This window comes from Pseudomonas mosselii (genome assembly GCF_019823065.1).
Taxonomy (GTDB): Bacteria; Pseudomonadota; Gammaproteobacteria; order Pseudomonadales; family Pseudomonadaceae; genus Aquipseudomonas; species Aquipseudomonas mosselii.
In genome coordinates, this window is record NZ_CP081966.1 from 6,204,926 (window position 1) to 6,219,847 (window position 14,922).

General features: G+C 64.1%; 13 protein-coding genes. 4 read left to right on the forward strand and 9 right to left on the reverse strand.

The annotated features are described in order from the left end of the window. Window positions 1-47 precede the first annotated feature (47 nt). The 4 genes from pstA to K5H97_RS28775 all read right to left on the reverse strand — a co-directional run bounded on the left by pstA (window position 48) and on the right by K5H97_RS28775 (window position 6,623). Window positions 48-1,718, reverse strand: a complete 1,671-nt coding sequence (pstA, locus tag K5H97_RS28760) for a phosphate ABC transporter permease PstA (protein ID WP_028689971.1) — start codon at window positions 1,716-1,718, stop codon at window positions 48-50. Window positions 1,719-1,735: 17 nt separating this feature from the next. Continuing rightward, window positions 1,736-4,024, reverse strand: coding sequence for an ABC transporter permease subunit (locus tag K5H97_RS28765; RefSeq protein WP_028689972.1), 2,289 nt, complete (start codon window positions 4,022-4,024; stop codon window positions 1,736-1,738). A gap of 142 nt (window positions 4,025-4,166) precedes the next feature. Further along, the gene (locus tag K5H97_RS28770) at window positions 4,167-5,165 is read right to left on the reverse strand and encodes a phosphate ABC transporter substrate-binding protein PstS (protein WP_011536436.1); all 999 of its coding nucleotides are present in this window, start codon (window positions 5,163-5,165) and stop codon (window positions 4,167-4,169) included. Window positions 5,166-5,333: 168 nt separating this feature from the next. Next, window positions 5,334-6,623: an MFS transporter gene (locus K5H97_RS28775; protein WP_028689973.1), complete on the reverse strand. Its 1,290-nt coding sequence runs from the start codon at window positions 6,621-6,623 to the stop codon at window positions 5,334-5,336. A 362-nt stretch (window positions 6,624-6,985) separates the two neighbouring features. Between K5H97_RS28775 and K5H97_RS28780 the strand changes: the two genes are divergently transcribed. Together K5H97_RS28780 and K5H97_RS28785 are read left to right on the forward strand one after the other, a co-directional pair. Then, window positions 6,986-7,384, forward strand: coding sequence for an acyl-CoA thioesterase (locus K5H97_RS28780; protein ID WP_003253317.1), 399 nt, complete (start codon window positions 6,986-6,988; stop codon window positions 7,382-7,384). 73 nt (window positions 7,385-7,457) lie between these two features. Then, a complete protein-coding gene (locus K5H97_RS28785; RefSeq protein ID WP_028689974.1) occupies window positions 7,458-8,354 on the forward strand; it encodes a D-hexose-6-phosphate mutarotase in 897 nt (298 codons plus the stop codon). Between the two features lie 117 nt (window positions 8,355-8,471). Here the strand turns inward: K5H97_RS28785 and K5H97_RS28790 are convergent, their stop codons facing one another. The 5 genes from K5H97_RS28790 to K5H97_RS28810 all read right to left on the reverse strand — a co-directional run bounded on the left by K5H97_RS28790 (window position 8,472) and on the right by K5H97_RS28810 (window position 12,083). Then, window positions 8,472-9,005: a DUF3299 domain-containing protein gene (locus K5H97_RS28790; protein WP_028689975.1), complete on the reverse strand. Its 534-nt coding sequence runs from the start codon at window positions 9,003-9,005 to the stop codon at window positions 8,472-8,474. Between the two features lie 50 nt (window positions 9,006-9,055). Next, entirely contained in the window at window positions 9,056-9,301 is a 246-nt protein-coding gene (locus K5H97_RS28795; RefSeq protein ID WP_011536441.1) for a GlsB/YeaQ/YmgE family stress response membrane protein, read from the reverse strand. A 96-nt stretch (window positions 9,302-9,397) separates the two neighbouring features. Then, window positions 9,398-10,480 carry a 5-(carboxyamino)imidazole ribonucleotide synthase gene (locus K5H97_RS28800; protein ID WP_028689976.1) on the reverse strand — a complete coding sequence of 361 codons (1,083 nt, stop codon included), beginning with the start codon at window positions 10,478-10,480 and terminating at the stop codon, window positions 9,398-9,400. Between the two features lie 10 nt (window positions 10,481-10,490). Continuing rightward, a complete protein-coding gene (gene purE, locus K5H97_RS28805; protein ID WP_028689977.1) occupies window positions 10,491-10,982 on the reverse strand; it encodes a 5-(carboxyamino)imidazole ribonucleotide mutase in 492 nt (163 codons plus the stop codon). A 171-nt stretch (window positions 10,983-11,153) separates the two neighbouring features. Further along, the gene (locus K5H97_RS28810; RefSeq protein ID WP_028689978.1) at window positions 11,154-12,083 is read right to left on the reverse strand and encodes a LysR substrate-binding domain-containing protein; all 930 of its coding nucleotides are present in this window, start codon (window positions 12,081-12,083) and stop codon (window positions 11,154-11,156) included. Window positions 12,084-12,264: 181 nt separating this feature from the next. Here K5H97_RS28810 and aspA point away from each other — a divergent pair, with 181 nt between their 5' ends. Together aspA and K5H97_RS28820 are read left to right on the forward strand one after the other, a co-directional pair. Beyond that, the gene (gene aspA, locus K5H97_RS28815; RefSeq protein ID WP_028689979.1) at window positions 12,265-13,689 is read left to right on the forward strand and encodes an aspartate ammonia-lyase; all 1,425 of its coding nucleotides are present in this window, start codon (window positions 12,265-12,267) and stop codon (window positions 13,687-13,689) included. Window positions 13,690-13,857: 168 nt separating this feature from the next. Further along, window positions 13,858-14,850 (forward strand): AraC family transcriptional regulator, encoded by a 993-nt coding sequence (locus K5H97_RS28820; protein WP_028689980.1) that lies wholly within the window; start codon window positions 13,858-13,860, stop codon window positions 14,848-14,850. The last annotated feature ends 72 nt before the right edge of the window (window positions 14,851-14,922 follow it).

Consider the following 14,922-nt stretch of genomic DNA (forward strand, 5'->3'; position numbering starts at 1 on the left):
GTTTCAAAGGGCCGCCCGCTGTTCGGGCGGCACGCTTGCAATCAGGATCAGTGGTCGAGGGCCTTGTACTTCTCGCGCAGGTGGTTACGGATCCACACCGCCGAGAGGTTGAGGGTGGCGATCACCAGCACCAGCAACAGCGCGGTGGCGTACACCAGCGGCCGCGCGGCCTCGACGTTGGGGCTCTGGAAGCCGACGTCGTAGATGTGGAAGCCCAGGTGCATGATCTTCTGGTCCAGGTGCAGGTACGGATAGTTGCCGTCCACCGGCAGCGACGGCGCCAGCTTCACCACACCCACCAGCATCAGCGGGGCCACCTCACCGGCGGCGCGGGCCACGGCGAGGATCATGCCGGTCATCATGGCCGGGCTGGCCATCGGCAGGACGATCTTCCACAGGGTCTCGGCCTTGGTCGCGCCCAGGGCCAGCGAGCCCTCGCGCACGGTGCGCGGAATTCGCGCCAGGCCTTCCTCGGTGGCCACGATCACCACCGGTACCGCCAGCAGCGCCAGGGTCAGCGAGGCCCACAGCAGGCCGGGGGTGCCGAGGGTCGGCGCCGGCAGCGACTCTGGGAAGAACAGCCGGTCGATCGAGCCGCCCAGCACGTAGACGAAGAAGCCCAGGCCGAACACGCCATAGACGATCGCCGGAACGCCGGCCAGGTTGTTCACCGCGATGCGGATCAACCGGGTCACCGGGCCCTGCTTGGCATACTCGCGCAGGTAGACCGCGGCCAGCACGCCGAACGGGGTGACGATCACGGCCATGATCAGGGTCATCATCACGGTGCCGAAGATGGCCGGGAAGATCCCCCCCTCGGTGTTGGCCTCACGCGGGTCGTCGCTGAGGAACTCCCACACCTTGGCGAAGTAGGCCCCCATCTTGGTCAGGCCGGACATGGCGTTCGGCTGGATGGCGTGGACCACCTTGCTCAGGTTGATCTCCACCTCGCGACCATTGCCGTCGCGGGCGACCAGGCTGTCGCGGGCAAAGGCCTGGTGCAGGCCGGTCAGGCGCTCCTCGATGGCCTTGTAACGGTTGTTCAGCTCGGCACGTTCAGCGTCCATGTCGGCCTGGGCGGCGGCGTCCAGCTTGCCGTCCAGTTCCAGCTTGCGGCCGTGCAGGCGCAGGCGCTCGAGGCCATGGTTGATGGCGCCGATATCCTTCTTCTCCAGCTTCACCAGCTGGTCGTTGAGCTCGCTGGCGCGCTGGAGGCGGGCCTGCAGCTCGTTCCAGGCCTCGGGGCCCTGGGCGACCACGCGCCCCTCTTCCTTGACGCTGACCAGGTAACCGTAGAAGTTGCCCCACTCACGGCGTTCCAGGGCGATCAGGTCGGCAGGCTTTTGCTGGTCCACCAGCCACTCGCCGACCACCCAGGTGAAGTCACTGCCGTTGAGGTCGCGGTTACCGACCTTGATCAGCTCTCGGGTCATGAACTCCGGGCCCTGCTCGGGCACCGGCAGGCCGGCGCCCTTGAGGCGTTCGCGCGGTACTTCTTCTTTCTGCACCACTTCACCGATGACCACGTGGTCGGCCTGGCCCGGCACCTTGTAGGTGGCCTGGACCAGGTCGGCCGGCCAGAAGTGGCCCAGGCCGCGCACGGCGATCACGGCCAGCAGGCCGACGGTCATGATGACCGCCATGGCGACCGCGCCACCACTGATCCAGACGCCGGGGGCGCCGCTCTTGAACCAGCCTTTGAGGGAATCCTTTTTCACGGATCTCTACCTTTCTATCAAAGCGACGAGTATTTCTTGCGCAGGCGCTGGCGAATCAGCTCGGCCAGGGTGTTCATCACGAAGGTGAACAGCAGCAGCACGAGGGCAGCGAGGAACAGCACACGATAGTGGCTGCCGCCGACTTCCGATTCGGGCATTTCCACGGCCACGTTGGCGGCCAGGGTGCGCATGCCCTCGAACAGGTTCATCTCCATCACCGGCGTGTTGCCGGTGGCCATCAGCACGATCATGGTCTCGCCCACCGCACGGCCCATGCCGATCATCAGCGCCGAGAAGATGCCCGGGCTGGCGGTGAGGATGACCACGCGGGTCAGGGTCTGCCACGGCGTGGCGCCCAGCGCCAGCGAACCCAGGGTCAGGCTGCGCGGCACGCTGAACACGGCGTCTTCGGCGATGGAATAGATGTTCGGGATGACCGCGAAGCCCATGGCGATACCGACCACCAAGGCGTTGCGCTGGTCGTAGGTGATGCCCAGGTCGTTGCTGATCCACAGGCGCATGTCGCCCTTGAAGAACCAGCTCTCGAGGAACGGGCTCATGTACAGGGCGAACCAACCGATCACCAGGATCACCGGGATCAGGATCGCCGCTTCCCAGCCATCAGGGATGCGCAGGCGGATCGACTCAGGCAGGCGGCTCCAGCTGAAGCCGGCGAGCAGGATGCCGATCGGCATGATCACGAACAGGCTGAACACGCCCGGCAGGTGGCCTTCCAGGTACGGCGCGAGGAACAGGCCGGCGAAGAAGCCGAGGATCACCGTCGGCATCGCTTCCATCAGCTCGATCACCGGCTTTACCTTGCGGCGCATGCCCGGGGCCATGAAGTAGGCAGTGTAGATGGCGGCGGCAATCGCCAGCGGCGCGGCCAGGATCATCGCGTAGAACGCGGCCTTGAGCGTGCCGAAGGTCAGCGGCGACAGACTCAGCTTGGGCTCGAAGTCGGTGTTCGAGGCGGTCGACTGCCAGACGTATTTAGGCTCGTCGTAGTTCTCGTACCAGACCTTGCCCCACAGCGCGCTGAAGGAGATCTCCGGGTGCGGGTTGCGCAGGCTCAGCGGGAGCAGCTTGCCGCCTTGCTCGATGATGATGCGGTTGGCGCGTGGCGACAGGGCCAGCACGCCCGCGCCTTCGGCGACCGGCTCGACCAGCAGGGTGCGGTGTGCGGTGCTGTGGAACACGCCCAATTTGCCTTCGCTGTCCAGGGCGATGAAGCCCTTGCGGCGCTCTTCGGCGTCGATCTGCACCACCGGGGCCTTGCCCAACTGGAAGCTGCGGATCAGCTTGAGGCGCGACTCGCCATCCGGGTCGCGGGCCATGAACCACTGGCTCAGGCCGCCCTTGGAGTCACCGAAGATCAGCGAGATGCCGCCGACCAACTGGGCGGTCGCGGTGATTTCGGCGTTGCCGTCTTCCAGCAGCTTGTAGCGGCCATTGAGGCTCTTGTCGCGCAGGCTGAACACGTCGGCGGTGGCACGGCCGTTGACCACGTACAACCACTGCTGGCGCGGGTCGATGAAAATATTCTTCACCACCTCGGTCATCTGCGGCAGTTCGATGCGGCTCTGCTCGATGGTGACCTCGTCGGTCATCATGTTCTCGGTGCGCGACAGTTCGATCACCTGCAGGTGCGCGCCGGTGGAGCCGGCCAGCAGCAACGTGTCGCCACTGACGTTGACGCTCACGTGTTCCAGTGCGCGGCCCTGGTCATCCAGGGTGAACAGGTCCTGACCATAGGGGTAGTCGATACCCGGGTCGATGGTCTTCTTGTTGTCCGGATAGGTGATCTTGTAGGTGTGGTGGAACACCAGCGCCTGGCCGTTGGACAGGCCCAGCACCACCAGCGGACTGCCGGGCTGGTCGGTGCTGATCGAGCTGACCTGGGCGCCCGCGGGCAGCGGCAGGTCGACGCGCTTCAATTCGTTACCCGTCTTGGTGTCGAAGAACAGCGCCTGGCCCTTGTCGGAAACACGCATGCCCACGAGGTTCTGCTCCTCGAGGGCGATCATCAGGGGTTTGCCGGCGTCCTGCTGCAGCCAGGTCGGCTCCAAGGCCTTTTTGCTGGTCAACTCGGCGCCCTGGAACAGCGGCAGCACCACGTAGGCCAGGTAGAAGAAGATCAGCGTGATCGCTGCCAGCACGGCAAGGCCGCCCACCAGGACGTACCAGCGGGTCAGACGGTCCTTGAGGGCGCGCAGGCGGCGCTTGCGTTGCAACTCGGGCGTATTGAAATCAATGCGCACGGGAGGAGAATTTTGGGTCATTGTGGAGTTGGCCAGATCATTCATGCGCACACCCTAGCGGTCCCGTATGACAAAAACATGACAGTGCAGTGACGCAAAAAAGCCCGCCGCTCAGGAGCCCTGGCTTCGGACTAGGGAATTCGTGGGAGAGGCCGGCATTGTTGGCACCGGCCTCGTCCTCAGTTACTTACTTCTTTGCAACGTTACCCGCGTGGGACAGGCCCAAGTCGGCCAGGGTCTTGTCGACCACCTTGGCTGGCAGCGGGATGTAACCGTCCTTCACGACAACTTGCTGGCCGGCCTGCGACAGCACCAGCTTGACGAACTCGGCTTCCAGCGGGGCCAGAGGCTTGTTCGGCGCCTTGTTGACGTAGACGTACAGGAAGCGCGACAGCGGGTAGGTACCGTTCAGGGCGTTGGCTTCGTTGTCTTCGACGAAGGCGCCCCCTTCTTTCTTGGCCAGGGCCACGGTCTTGACGCTGGCGGTCTTGTAGCCGATGCCCGAGTAGCCGATGCCGTTCAGCGAGGAGCTGATCGACTGCACGACCGAGGCCGAGCCAGGCTGCTCGTTGACGTTAGGCTTGAAGTCGCCTTTGCACAGGGCTTCTTCCTTGAAGTAGCCGTAGGTGCCCGATACCGAGTTGCGGCCGAACAGCTGGATCGGCTTGTTGGCCAGGTCGCCGGTCACGCCGACGTCACCCCAGGTCTTGATCTCGCTCTTGCCACCGCACAGGCGGGTGGAGGAGAAGATGGCGTCGACCTGGGCCATGGTCAGGCCCTTGATCGGGTTGTCCTTGTGCACGAACACGGCCAGGGCGTCGACGGCGACCGGGATGGCGGTCGGCTTGTAGCCGTACTTCTGCTCGAAGGCCTGCAGCTCGACGTCCTTCATCTTGCGGCTCATCGGGCCCAGGTTGGCGGTGCCTTCGGTCAGCGCGGGTGGCGCGGTGGAGGAGCCGGCGGCCTGGATCTGGATGTTTACGTTCGGATATTCCTTCTTGTAGGCCTCGGCCCACAGGGTCATCAGGTTCGCGAGGGTGTCGGAACCGACGCTGGAGAGGTTGCCCGATACACCGGTGGTCTTGGTGTAGGTCGGGATTGCAGGATCGACAGCGGCGACCGCATTGGCGGCAGCGACGCCAGCGGCGGCAAAGGTCAGGGCCGCCATCAAACGCTTCAGTTTCATGCCTTGCTCCTAGCAGGAATATCGTGGGTTGTGAGATGGAACGGGCCCAAGTATCTGCAGGCCGCATGAACACTCTATGACTTGAATATGACAATTGGATGAAAGGCCATCACCGGGAACCGGGATGGCCTTTACAGGATGTTGCAGAGGGGGAACTTAGAGCGGGTGTCAGCGTTTGCGAGCCAGCAAATAGGTGCCCACCAGCAGACCAACGGCACACAGGCACGCCACGTAGTAGGCTGGCGCCATCGGGCTGAACTTGAGCAGCGCGGTTACCACCATCGGCGTCAACCCGCCAAAGATCGCGTAGGCCAGGTTGTAGGAGAACGACAGGCCGCTGAAGCGCACCACCGGCGGAAACGCCTTGACCATCACGTACGGCACGGCACCGACGATGCCCACGCACAGACCGGTCAGGGCGTACAGCGGGAACAGCAGGTCTGGGCGGGTCGGCAGGCTGTGGTAGAAGGCCCAGGACGACGCCAGAAGCGCCAGGCTGCCGACGATGAACACGCGCCCAGCGCCGAAGCGGTCGGCCAGACTGCCAGCCCCGATGCAGCCCAGGCTGAGCAGCACGATGGCCAGGCTGTTGGCCTTGAGCGAATCCGTTGGGCTCAGGTGATAGAGGCTTTGCAGCAATGCCGGAGTCATGAGGATGATCACCACGATGCCGGCCGACAGCAGCCAGGTGAGCAACATCGACAGGATGATCGCGCCGCGGTGGTCGCGCAGCACCGCGCGCAGCGGCAGTTCCTCGGCCAGGGCCTTTCGCGCCTGCATCTCGGCAAACACAGGGGTCTCATGCAGCCAGCGGCGCAGGTAGACCGCGAAGAAGCCGAACACCCCGCCCAGGAGGAACGGAATACGCCAGGCGTAGTCCGCCACTTCCTCGGGGGTATAGAGCGTGTTGATCAGCGTCGCCACCAGCGAGCCGAGCAGGATGCCCGAGGTCAGGCCCGCGGTCAGGGTGCCGCAGGCATAGCCGGTGTTGCGCGCCGGCACGTGCTCGGAGACGAACACCCAGGCGCCCGGCACCTCGCCGCCGATGGCCGCGCCCTGGATCACCCGCATCAACAGCAGCAGGATCGGCGCCCACAGGCCGATCTGCGCATAGGTGGGCAGCAGGCCCATCACCAGGGTCGGCACGGCCATCAGGAAGATGCTCAGGGTGAACATCTTCTTGCGCCCGAGCAGGTCGCCGAAGTGGGCCATGACGATGCCGCCAAGGGGGCGCGCCAGGTAGCCGGCGGCGAAGATGCCGAAGGTCTGCATCAGGCGCAGCCATTCGGGCATGTCGGCCGGGAAGAACAACTTGCCGACCACCGTGGCGAAAAACACGAAGATGATGAAGTCGTAGAACTCCAGAGCTCCGCCCAGGGCGGACAGCGAGAGGGTCTTGTAGTCACTGCGGGACAACGGCCGGGACGGCTGCTCGATACTGCTCTGCACGGAGGTCATCGCTGTTCTTTCTCTTGTAGGTCTGCGGACCGCTTGGCATGCGGTTTCTGGATTGGATAGGCAGCGAAGATAGCAAATTGCCGAGCCGCGCTCATAGCGGTACAAAATCCATACAGATATTCATGAATGTGCGGTCGTCGCTGGCTGTGCAGGTATATATACTGCCCGCTCGTAGGAAAAGGTTGCTTCCATTTTGGGAAGTTGTGCGAAAACGTCGGTCATTGTTGTCAGACTGTTTCGCAGAGATTCCCTTTGGCCGCCTCGCGAAGCGAAATCAGCGTAGTATGCGTGATGCTGAATCGTTTTTACGGCGTCCTTCATTGCGCCACCAACGAAGCTTCACGGGTCAGAGGCCCCACGGCATGATTGAACTCGAACAAGAAGATCCTATCCCGCAGGGCGACCTGGCCTTGCAGATCACCGCGCTGCCGCGCGAGACCAATGGTTTCGGCGATATCTTCGGCGGCTGGCTGGTCGCCCAGATGGACCTGGCCGGCACCGCCATGGCCAGCCGCGTCGCCGGTGGCCGGGTGGCCACGGTGGCCATCGACCGCATGGCATTCCTGGTGCCGGTGGCAGTGGGCGCGCAGCTGTCCTTCTATACCCAGACCCTGGAGATCGGCCGCAGCTCGATCCAGATGATGGTCGAGGTGTGGAGCGACGACCCGCTGTCCAGCGAATGGCGCAAGGTCACCGAAGCCGTGTTCGTGTTCGTCGCCATCGATGGCAGCGGTCGCACCCGCTCGGTGCCTCGTCGCTGAGCCGAGCGAGCGGTAAACTCATTGCACGTCACCGGGTCCAACGGCCTGACAGACAATCAATGAGACGAGCGCAATGGCTAACTTCACGGTCGAGACCGAGCTTCACGGCGAACTCAATTGCTGGCGCATTACCAGCGAGCAGGCCGAACTATTGATCGCCCAGCAGGGCGCACAGGTCCTCAGCTACCAGCGAATCGGCGAACCGCCGCTGCTGTGGCTGAGCGACCAGGCCATTTTCCGCAAGGGCAAGTCGGTGCGCGCCGGCGCGCCGGTGTGCTGGCCGTGGTTCGGCATCTTCGAACGCAACCCGGATTCGGTCAAAGCCATGTTCAAGGGCGAGCAGCCACCGGCCCATGGCCTGGTGCGCGGGCGCGACTGGCAGTTGCTGGGGGCCGAGAAGCACGGCGAAAACCTGCACATCGAATTCGAACTACCCGAAGCCCAGGGCGATCTGCCGGGTTGGGCCCACGAAGTCCAGCTCAAGCTGCTGGTGGAACTGGGCGACCAGCTGAAGCTGACCCTGACCAGCTACAACCTCGGCCATTCCGACGTCACCCTGAGCCAGGCCCTGCACAGCTACTTCGCGGTAAGCGACGTGCGCCAGGTGCAGGTGGAAGGCGTGGACGGGTTGGCCTATATCGAAACCCTGGCCAACTGGGAGCAACGCCAGCAGCAGGGCAACCTGGGTTTCGCGGGCGAGATCGACCGCATCTACCTGAACGCCCCCGAGCGCCTGGCCATCGTCGACCCGCACTGGAACCGACGCATCACCCTGCAGGCCGGCGGCTCACGCACCGCGGTCATCTGGAACCCCTGGACCGAGCGGGCCCGCGACCTGCCGGACATGGCCGACGATGGCTGGCAGCGCATGCTGTGCATCGAGACGGCGAATGTGATGGATGACGTGGTGGTGCTCAAGCCGGGGGCGAGTCATGCGATGAGCGTGGCGATCGGTAGCGAAGTGCTCTGAGGTTTCCAGGACCGCTACGCGGTCCTTTCGCGACACAAGGCCGTTCCCACAGGATTCGCGTGATCCCTGTGGGCGCGGCCTTGCGTCGCGACGGGCTGCAAAGCAGTCCCGGATGCGTTACAGGTCGGCATCCTCCACCACCCTCACCTGCCCCGCCTCCAGCGCATACGCCGCATCCGCCAGGTCATTGCTGACCGTCTCCACCTTCAGCGTGCCGGTCACCCACAACGGCGTGTAGATGTCATCGATCTTCAACCCTTTCGGATAACGCACCAGCACCAGCTGGTTCGGTGGCGGTGGCGGAACATGGATGCAGGCGCCCGGGTACGGCACGAGGAAGAACAGCGTGCTGTTGCCCTTGGCATCGCTTTCCAACGGCACCGGATACCCGCCCAGGCGGATCTGCTTGCCGTTCATCGCTGCCACGGTCTTGGTCGAGTACATCACCGCCGGCAAGCCCTTGCTCTGCTTCAGGCCACCCTTGGCAGTGAAGGTCCCTTGGGCTTCCGGGGAGTCGTGGTCGATCTCGGGCATCTGCTCGAGGGCTTTCTGGTCCGACTTGGGCATCAGCTCAAGCCAGTCGGTCTCGGGCAATTCGGCATGGGCCAGGGCGCTGGCCAGCAGCAGGGGGACGAGGAATAACGCACGCATGGGAATGCTCGGCAACTCGGGGACTGAATTGCCGGCATTCTAACGTGTGTTCAGCTCTTCTTGATGAAGCCGTAGATCACCAGGAGGATGATCGCGCCGACCAGGGCCCCGAAGAAGCCCGCGGCCTGCCCGGCCTGGTAGATGCCAAGGGCTTGCCCGCCATAGGTGGCAGCCAGGGAGCCGGCGATGCCGAGGAGGATGGTCATGATCCAGCCCATGCTGTCGTCACCCGGTTTCAGGAAACGCGCCAGCAGGCCGACGATCAGGCCAATGAAGATGGTTCCAATGATGCCCATGGCAATCCCTCTGTGATGAACATGAAACATGCCAAAGCCTAGTCAGCGCTTTGGCATGTTGCCATCTCAGAGCGGCATTGCCGGGCAGAAGTTCGATCAGCCGGCGATCAAGGCCTCTACTTCGGCAATCTTGGCCTTGAGGGTGGCCATGTCGGCGCAGCGCAGGGTGGCATGGCCGACTTTGCGTCCGACCTTGAACGCCTTGCCGTAGTGGTGCAGGTGGCAATCGTCGATGGCCAAGACCTTGTCCACTGGCGGTACTTCGCCGATGAAGTTGAGCATGGCGCTCTCACCCACCTTGGCGGTCGAACCCAACGGCAGGCCGGCGACGGCACGCAGGTGGTTCTCGAACTGGCTGCATTCGCTGCCTTCTATGGTCCAGTGCCCGGAGTTGTGCACGCGCGGGGCGATCTCGTTGGCCTTCAGGCCGCCGTCGACCTCGAAGAACTCGAACGCCATGACACCGACATAGTCCAGCTTCTGCAGCACGCGGCCGACGTAGTCTTCGGCCAGGGCCTGCAGCGGATGCGCCTCGCTGGCCACCGACAATTTCAGGATGCCGCTGTCGTGGGTGTTGTGCACCAACGGGTAGAAGCGGGTTTCGCCATCGCGGGCACGCACGGCCACCAGCGACACTTCGCCGGTGAACGGTACGAAACCTTCCAGCAAGCAGGGCACGCTGCCCAGCTCGGCGAAGGTGCCCACCACGTCCTCAGGCTTGCGCAGGACCTTCTGGCCCTTGCCGTCATACCCCAGGGTACGGGTCTTGAGCACGGCCGGCAGACCGATGCTGGCGACGGCGGCATCCAGGTCCGCTTGCGAGAGGATGTCGGCGAAAGCCGGGGTCGGAATCCCCAGGTCGCGGAACATGCTCTTTTCGAACAGACGATCGCGGGCAATGCGCAGGGCCTCGGCACTCGGATAGACCGGCACGAACTGCGAGAGGAAGGCGACGGTTTCGGCCGGCACGCTCTCGAACTCGAAGGTCACCAGGTCGACTTCGTCGGCCAACTGGCGCAGGTGGTCCTGGTCGCCGTAGTCGGCGCGCAGGTGCTCGCCCAGCGGCGCGGCGCAAGCGTCCGGGGCCGGGTCGAGGAAGGCGAAGTTCATGCCCAGCGGGGTGCCCGCAAGGGCCAGCATGCGGCCCAGCTGGCCGCCACCGATTACACCGATCTTCATAGCGTCAACCTCAAGCCTGGCGCGGGTCTGGATTGTCCAGAACGGTGTCGGTCTGCTCGGTGCGGAACTGCTTGAGCGCCGCGTGGAACTGCGGGTACTTGGCGCCCAGGATGCTTGCCGACAGCAGCGCGGCATTGACCGCGCCGGCCTTGCCGATGGCCAGGGTGGCCACGGGAACCCCAGCTGGCATCTGCACGATCGACAGCAGCGAATCGACACCCGACAGCATCGACGACTGCACCGGCACGCCCAACACCGGCAGGTGGGTCTTGGCGGCGCACATGCCCGGCAGGTGGGCGGCGCCTCCGGCACCGGCGATGATCACCTCGATGCCGCGGCCTTCGGCCTCCTCGGCGTACTGGAACAGCAGGTCCGGGGTACGGTGGGCGGAAACCACCTTCACCTCGTAGGGAATGCCGAGTTTTTCCAGCATATCGGCGGTGTGGCTAAGGGTGGACCAATCGGACTTGGAGCCCATGATCACGCCAACCAGTGCACTCATCGTCGAGCCTCTTCGCTTGTGCGCCCGCAGGCGCGTCAAAAAACAACAAGCCACGCGGGACGACCGGCGTGGCTTGTTTGCTGATCATGACCGGATCTATCCGGTCGAGGGGCCGCGCAGTATAGCGTAACGCAAGGCGATCACGGCACCCCCGGCGACCAACTGTCGCCCTTATTTTTCGGGGGTTTGGCTGACTTTCGGGTCAACTGAGCCACCCTCCAGCTTGCGCCACAGCAACCGCACGTTGGCCTTGCGCACCAGCGCGCAGCGGTACAGGCGGATTTCCAGCGGCACATGCCACTGGCTGCCGCCACAGATCACCAGTTCGCCGCGCTCCAGCTCGCCGCGCATCGACAGCCTCGGCACCCAGGCGATGCCCATGCCTTCGAGGGCCATGCTCTTTAGACTGTCGGCCATCGCTGTTTCATAGACAGTGGTATAGCGCAGGTTGCGCTGGCGCAGCAGCAGGTTGACCGAACGGCCGAGGAAGGCACCGGCGCTGTAGGCCAGCAGCGGCACGCTGCCCTCGCCCTCCAGGTCGAACAGCGGCTTGCCGTCCGGGCTAACGGCGCACACCGGAAGCATTTCGGTGGTGCCCATGTGCAACGACGGGAAGATCTCGGCGTCCATCTGCAAGGCGGCGTCCGGATCATAGAAAGCCAGCATCAGGTCGCAACCGCCCTCGCGCAATGCATGAACGGCATCGCCAACGTTGGTGGCCACCAGGCGCGTGGCGATGTTCAAGCCATCGTTGCGCAGCTGCGCCACCCAGCGCGGGAAAAAGCCCGACGCCAGGGAGTGCGCAGCCGACACCTGAATCACCTCGCCCTGCCCGCCCTCAAGGTGATGTAAATGGCGGAGAACTTCGCTCAACTGGTCGACAACGGTACGCGCGGTGACGAGAAACAGCTGGCCGGCCTCGGTCAGTTCGATCGGTGTGCGGGAACGATTCACCAAGGTCAGCCCCAACGCCGCCTCCAGGCTGCGTATGCGCCGGCTGAAGGCCGGCTGGGTGACGAACCGGCGCTCGGCCGCCTGGGAGAAACTGCGGGTTGAGGCCAGGGCACTGAAGTCCTCCAGCCATTTGCTTTCGAGGTTCATCGACTACTCCGCAACGCGTGCACCAAAATGGAACACGCTCGATTGTCAATCGGCGTCACATCAAACCGTATGCCGTTTGTGCATAGGTTAGCGTGCAACAGCATTGGCCGCAAAATCCGGGCAGCCCTAGCATTGGCGCCATTCCGGCAGGTGCCGGGTCAAAATCGAGATGATATCCATCATGTCCTCCGCTGCATCGTTCCGCGTCGAAAAAGATCTGCTTGGTACCCTTGAAGTCCCTGCCGATGCCTACTACGGCATCCAGACTCTGCGCGCTGCCAACAACTTCCACCTCTCCGGCGTTCCGCTGTCGCACTACCCCAAACTGGTAGTCGGCCTGGCGATGGTCAAGCAGGCTGCTGCTGACGCCAACCGTGAGCTGGGGCACCTGAGCGATGCCAAGCACGCTGCCATCACTGCAGCCTGCGCCCGACTGATCAAGGGTGATTTCCACGATCAGTTCGTCGTGGACATGATTCAAGGCGGTGCCGGCACCTCCACCAACATGAACGCCAACGAAGTCATCGCCAACGTCGCGCTGGAGCACATGGGCCACCAGAAAGGTGAGTACCAGTACCTGCACCCGAACAACGACGTGAACATGGCGCAGTCGACCAACGACGCCTATCCGACCGCGATCCGTCTGGGCTTGCTGCTGGGCCACGACGCCCTGCTGGCCAGCCTCGACAGCCTGATCCAGGCCTTCGCCGCCAAGGGTAAAGAGTTCGACCACGTACTGAAGATGGGCCGTACCCAGCTGCAGGACGCCGTACCGATGACCCTGGGCCAGGAATTCCGCGCCTTCGCCACCACCATGACCGAAGACCTGCAGCGCCTGCGCTCGCTGGCGCCGGAACTGCTGACCGAAATCAACCTGGGCGGTACCGCCATCGGTACCGGCATCAACGCCGACCCGGGCTACCAGGCCCTGGCCGTGCAGCGCCTGGCGACCATCAGCGGCCAGCCGCTGGTCCCGGCTGCCGACCTGATCGAAGCCACCTCCGACATGGGCGCCTTCGTGCTGTTCTCCGGCATGCTCAAGCGTACCGCGGTCAAGCTGTCGAAGATCTGCAACGACCTGCGCCTGCTGTCCAGCGGCCCACGTACCGGCATCAACGAAATCAACCTGCCAGCACGTCAGCCAGGCAGCTCGATCATGCCAGGCAAGGTCAACCCGGTGATCCCGGAAGCCGTCAACCAGGTGGCCTTCGCCATCATGGGCAACGATCTGGCACTGACCGTCGCCGCCGAAGGTGGCCAGCTGCAGCTGAACGTGATGGAACCGCTGATCGCCTACAAGATCTTCGACTCGATCCGCCTGCTGCAACGCGCCATGGACATGCTGCGCGAGCACTGCATCGTCGGCATCACCGCCAACGAACAGCGCTGCCGTGAACTGGTCGAGCACTCGATCGGCCTGGTCACCGCCCTGAACCCGTACATCGGCTATGAAAACGCCACCCGTATCGCCCGCGTCGCCCTGGAAACCGGCCGCGGCGTGCTAGAACTGGTGCGCGAGGAGAAGCTGCTAGACGAAGCGATGCTCAACGACATCCTGCGTCCGGAAAACATGATCGCTCCCCGTCTGGTTCCGCTGAAGGCGTAACCCAGGCCGCTGCAAACAGTCTCACCAGGTCGAGGGACTAGACACCTCTCAACCTTTCAAGGGCCCGAGCGCACGCTCCGGGCCCTTTTTTTGTGCCAGGGATTCGATATCCCTCCAACGGCACACAACTTGCTCTCCAAAGCTTCTCAGCCCAATGGGACGCCGAGCATGCTGCACAGCCACCTCACCACCCTCAACGCGGTTTCGCTGATCCTCCAGGTGTTCCAGGAGGCCGGCGTCGACCCGCGGCAGCTGCTCGCCGGCAGCGGCATAGGCCCGGCGGACCTGGGCCACGCCGATGCGCGCATCACCACCCAACAGGAGCTGCAGGTGTGCGCCAACGCCGTGGCCCGGCGTGAGGACATCGGCCTGGAACTGGGCCGGCGGATGCATGTGTCGTGCTACGGGATGCTCGGTTACGCCCTGCTCTCCAGTGCCACTTTGGGTGACGCCCTGCGCCTGGCGCTGAGTTATCCGGCACTGCTGGGAACAGTCTTCCAGCTGCGCCTGGTGGATGACGGCCAGCGAGTCTGGCTCAGCGCCACCGACCATTACGACGCCCCCGGCCTTGCCGCCTTCAACGCCGAGTTCTGCCTGGTGTCGCTGAAGGTGATCTGCGATGACCTGCTCGGCCGCCCGCTGCCGCTGCTGGCGGCGCGCTTCGAACACTCGCGTCCCGGCTACCACACGCTCTATGACGGTGCGTTCCAGTGCCCGCTCGGCTTCCAGGCCAGCGACAACGCCTTTGCCTTCGAGCGCCGCTGGCTGGACATGCCACTGCCGCTGGCCGACCCGATCACCCACAAGGCCATGGGCGAACGCTGCAGGCGCCTGAACCTTGAGTTCACCGGACGCCAGGCCTGGCTCGGACGCATTCGCCAGCTGCTGGTCCAACAGCTGGATGCCGCCCCCGGGCTGGAGGGGCTGGCACGGCAGATGAACTGCTCATCGCGCACCTTGCGCCGGCACCTGCAAGCGCTGGGCAGCAGTTATCAACAGCTGCTCGACGAGTTGCGCTTCGAGCGGGCCAAGCAACTGCTGGCCGAAGACCAGATGCCGATCTATCGCATTGCCGAATCGCTGGGATTCAGCGAGACCGCGAGTTTCAGGCATGCCTTCCAGCGCTGGAGCGGCGTTGCGCCCAGCCATTTCCGCGGCTGACCACCCCGCGATAGCGGTCGGCACAGGTGATGGCCATATCTATCCCCTTTTGGCCATTCATGCCGTTCTCCC

Bases quoted from the DNA above. Each gene is read 5' to 3' on its own strand.
- K5H97_RS28765 (WP_028689972.1), bottom strand. From the start codon at position 4,024: ATGAATGATCTGGCCAACTCCACAATGACCCAAAATTCTCCTCCCGTG.
- K5H97_RS28770 (WP_011536436.1), bottom strand. From the start codon at position 5,165: ATGAAACTGAAGCGTTTGATGGCGGCCCTGACCTTTGCCGCCGCTGGC.
- K5H97_RS28775 (WP_028689973.1), bottom strand. From the start codon at position 6,623: ATGACCTCCGTGCAGAGCAGTATCGAGCAGCCGTCCCGGCCGTTGTCC.
- K5H97_RS28780 (WP_003253317.1), top strand. From the start codon at position 6,986: ATGATTGAACTCGAACAAGAAGATCCTATCCCGCAGGGCGACCTGGCC.
- K5H97_RS28785 (WP_028689974.1), top strand. From the start codon at position 7,458: ATGGCTAACTTCACGGTCGAGACCGAGCTTCACGGCGAACTCAATTGC.
- K5H97_RS28790 (WP_028689975.1), bottom strand. From the start codon at position 9,005: ATGCGTGCGTTATTCCTCGTCCCCCTGCTGCTGGCCAGCGCCCTGGCC.
- K5H97_RS28795 (WP_011536441.1), bottom strand. From the start codon at position 9,301: ATGGGCATCATTGGAACCATCTTCATTGGCCTGATCGTCGGCCTGCTG.
- K5H97_RS28800 (WP_028689976.1), bottom strand. From the start codon at position 10,480: ATGAAGATCGGTGTAATCGGTGGCGGCCAGCTGGGCCGCATGCTGGCC.
- purE (WP_028689977.1), bottom strand. From the start codon at position 10,982: ATGAGTGCACTGGTTGGCGTGATCATGGGCTCCAAGTCCGATTGGTCC.
- K5H97_RS28810 (WP_028689978.1), bottom strand. From the start codon at position 12,083: ATGAACCTCGAAAGCAAATGGCTGGAGGACTTCAGTGCCCTGGCCTCA.
- aspA (WP_028689979.1), top strand. From the start codon at position 12,265: ATGTCCTCCGCTGCATCGTTCCGCGTCGAAAAAGATCTGCTTGGTACC.
- K5H97_RS28820 (WP_028689980.1), top strand. From the start codon at position 13,858: ATGCTGCACAGCCACCTCACCACCCTCAACGCGGTTTCGCTGATCCTC.